We start from the raw sequence: 2,477 nt of genomic DNA, 5'->3' as shown, positions 1-2,477 counted from the left end.
GGGATCAGGAAAGTAATAGCGCATTTTTTCTCTGTCGCAGACGTTTTTTAAATTGACATTATGGGCAGGTAAATTGTACTGGCTGGCAGTATTGGCGACATGGGCTTTTAAATCAGCGCCATGACAGACGATTTTAGTTCTGCGCCGTAATAAGTCGCGTGTAGCACGCATATCTTTGTCATACACATAAGCAAGTGGGAAGTTACCACCACGGATGAGTTTAGCAATTTTGTGTGAATCTATTTTATCGTTTTTGGCTTTGCCGCCATGAATCGCTTTCATATACAAAGCATGGCCAAGGATAAAGTCGATAGTGTATTCTTTGCAAAAGTCAGCGACCCAATACCAACAGTGCATGCACTCTACGCCAACCACAATGTCACCGATATACGGTTTAAGTAGTTTTAGTAGCGCTTCAGGATCATCTTTAATTTTCTTGTGAACAAGGACAAGTCCTGTATTATCAATGATACAGACATAAAGTAATCGCGCGTGTAAATCGATTCCACAATAATATGGATGCATGTTATTGTAAAAGTTCATTGAGCTTTCTCCTGTAAGGTTGATTGCCTTTTCAGCGTAGCGAATAATCGCGATGCTGGGGAGGAGGCTCAATGAGTATCAAGGCGCTAAAGACGGACTAACAAACGCTTGGCATTTTTAGCTTGGTTTAGTTATGTGTTTAAGGTGTTTTAATTGAGTGAAGTGGCAGGTTTGTTAGCCACTTAGCTAGTCGTTATGAATCCCTCAGATTCGAGAGAGAAAAATGTATCCGGATGATGTGAATGGTGATGTATTCAGAAGATTGGAGGAAGATGATTTCGATTTCTCTATCGAGCATCCAGTCGATTTCTATGCTATCTATGCCACCGAAGAAGAAGCTGATCTCGTTGCAAGGCAGTACGCAACTGATTGGAAGAGCGGACAAAAATTTAAAAATATCGAAACAAGGCCAAGCGATAAAGGTGGTATGGAGTTAGAGTTAGTCCCAATCATGATGGTTACATATGACAATATCATTGCCTTTGAAAATAAACTGGCCGAGCGTACATCAAAGGTGAACGGGTATTTGGATGGCTGGGGCGTTTTAAATGGCTAAATTCATAACGAAGCCAAGCACATTCGTGCAATGCAAAAAGCGCATTGCACTGGACCTCGCTACGCTCGGCCTGTGTTGGCGGCGTTATGTGGTTCTCGAGTTTGGTGGTATTAATTATGAGTAAAAATAAAAGTCTATATCCAGAGATTTTATTCCATTTCTGCAGTCGAGAAGCAATGTTTGGTATCTTAAAAAATACGTTCAGAATCTCATATGCTAGAGAAAAAATAATTGGAACAAGTCGGTCAAGAGAAATTGGAGTTCCAATGGTTTCGTTTTGTGACCTAAAATTGTCTGAAGTTAGTAGCCATATGAGTAAATATGGTCATTATGGTATTGGCTTGACTAAGGAGTGGGCAAATCGAAATGGACTCAATCCTGTTCTTTATATCAGCCAGCACTCACCCTTTACAGAAGGGCTTATCAAAGGTTTAGATGGCATTCACGCTCACCGCAGAAAGTTCGAAGAAAGTGGTGATTATGATGAACTTACCACAGATTATATGAATATTTTTAACACTTATCGTTTTGTTAAAAATTATGAAGCACCTCTTCAAAGAAAGGGTCATGAAAAAATAGAGAAATACAGGTTTGCTGATGAGCGTGAATGGCGTTATGTACCACCACTAGATAACAGCTCGTTATCTCTCTCTATCAATAATAGCTCTTCGATAGCTCCATTTGTTCCTATTAGTTCGATCAAGACTGAAAAACAGAAAAGAGAATTAAACTCCTCAATTAGTCATATTGGACTTCATTTTGAACCTGAAGACATTAGGTATTTAATTGTTGAGCGAGATGATGAAATTTCGGAATTGATAACTCACCTTGAAGAGGTCAAAGGACGTTTTAATCAACAAACTCGCGATCGACTAAAAAGTCGTATATTAACCGCAGAGCAAATCAACTTAGATATATAAAACAACCACATAATCGGGTAGCCGGAGGTCTCTAACCTCCAGCCCCCACACCACCCATCATGCGGGTCCGCAATGGGCGGTTCATCTCCCGTAGTGAATATTGATCCAAATATCTCTTAATGACGCTAAACCTTGTGAAGCTAAGTAATCATTGCCTAATGCAATGTTAATTCCTTTTGTTTTTGAGCTTCTACAAGGGCCTTCGCTTCCAAGCGCCTACTTTTGGTACTGGTGATACCACAGGCTATGGCGAGTCTCTCACTGACCCCTAATTTCATTAAACTGCGTACTTTAGTGCGTGCTATTTTTTATAAAGAGCGCCACTGCCGCCAGCGGAGTTTTTCAAGTTAGTTGTCGCCTCAAGTTAAATTTTATGCCACCCGCATTTCTTCTTTTTTCTCAGGATTTAAATTTACTTCCTTAATTATTGACCAATCGCGTGATTTTCCTGACCAACG

At 40.2% G+C, this 2,477-nt stretch carries 3 protein-coding genes; 2 read left to right on the top strand and 1 reads right to left on the bottom strand.

Annotated elements, in window-relative coordinates:
• Positions 1-543: transposase (locus tag H5187_RS23155; protein WP_182798434.1), on the bottom strand; the 543-nt coding region annotated here is incomplete at its 3' end.
• A gap of 223 nt (positions 544-766) precedes the next feature.
• Between H5187_RS23155 and H5187_RS23150 the strand changes: the two genes are divergently transcribed.
• Both H5187_RS23150 and H5187_RS23145 read left to right on the top strand, forming a co-directional pair.
• Positions 767-1,099 (top strand): ribonuclease E inhibitor RraB, encoded by a 333-nt coding sequence (locus tag H5187_RS23150; protein ID WP_182762811.1) that lies wholly within the window; start codon positions 767-769, stop codon positions 1,097-1,099.
• A gap of 116 nt (positions 1,100-1,215) precedes the next feature.
• On the top strand, positions 1,216-2,019 hold the full coding sequence (locus H5187_RS23145; RefSeq protein ID WP_182798433.1) for an abortive infection system antitoxin AbiGi family protein: 804 nt from the start codon (positions 1,216-1,218) through the stop codon (positions 2,017-2,019).
• Positions 2,020-2,477: the final 458 nt, after the last annotated feature.

Origin of the sequence: Pseudoalteromonas sp. SG44-1, from assembly GCF_014164315.1 — a bacterium.
Taxonomy (GTDB): domain Bacteria; phylum Pseudomonadota; class Gammaproteobacteria; order Enterobacterales; family Alteromonadaceae; genus Pseudoalteromonas; species Pseudoalteromonas rhizosphaerae.
Note: the sequence above shows the minus strand (reverse complement) of the source record. Positions and strands in the feature narration are given on the sequence as shown.

Excerpts from the sequence above, each read along its gene's own strand:
- H5187_RS23145 (WP_182798433.1), top strand. The coding sequence starts at position 1,216 with ATGAGTAAAAATAAAAGTCTATATCCAGAGATTTTATTCCATTTCTGC.
- H5187_RS23150 (WP_182762811.1), top strand. The coding sequence starts at position 767 with ATGTATCCGGATGATGTGAATGGTGATGTATTCAGAAGATTGGAGGAA.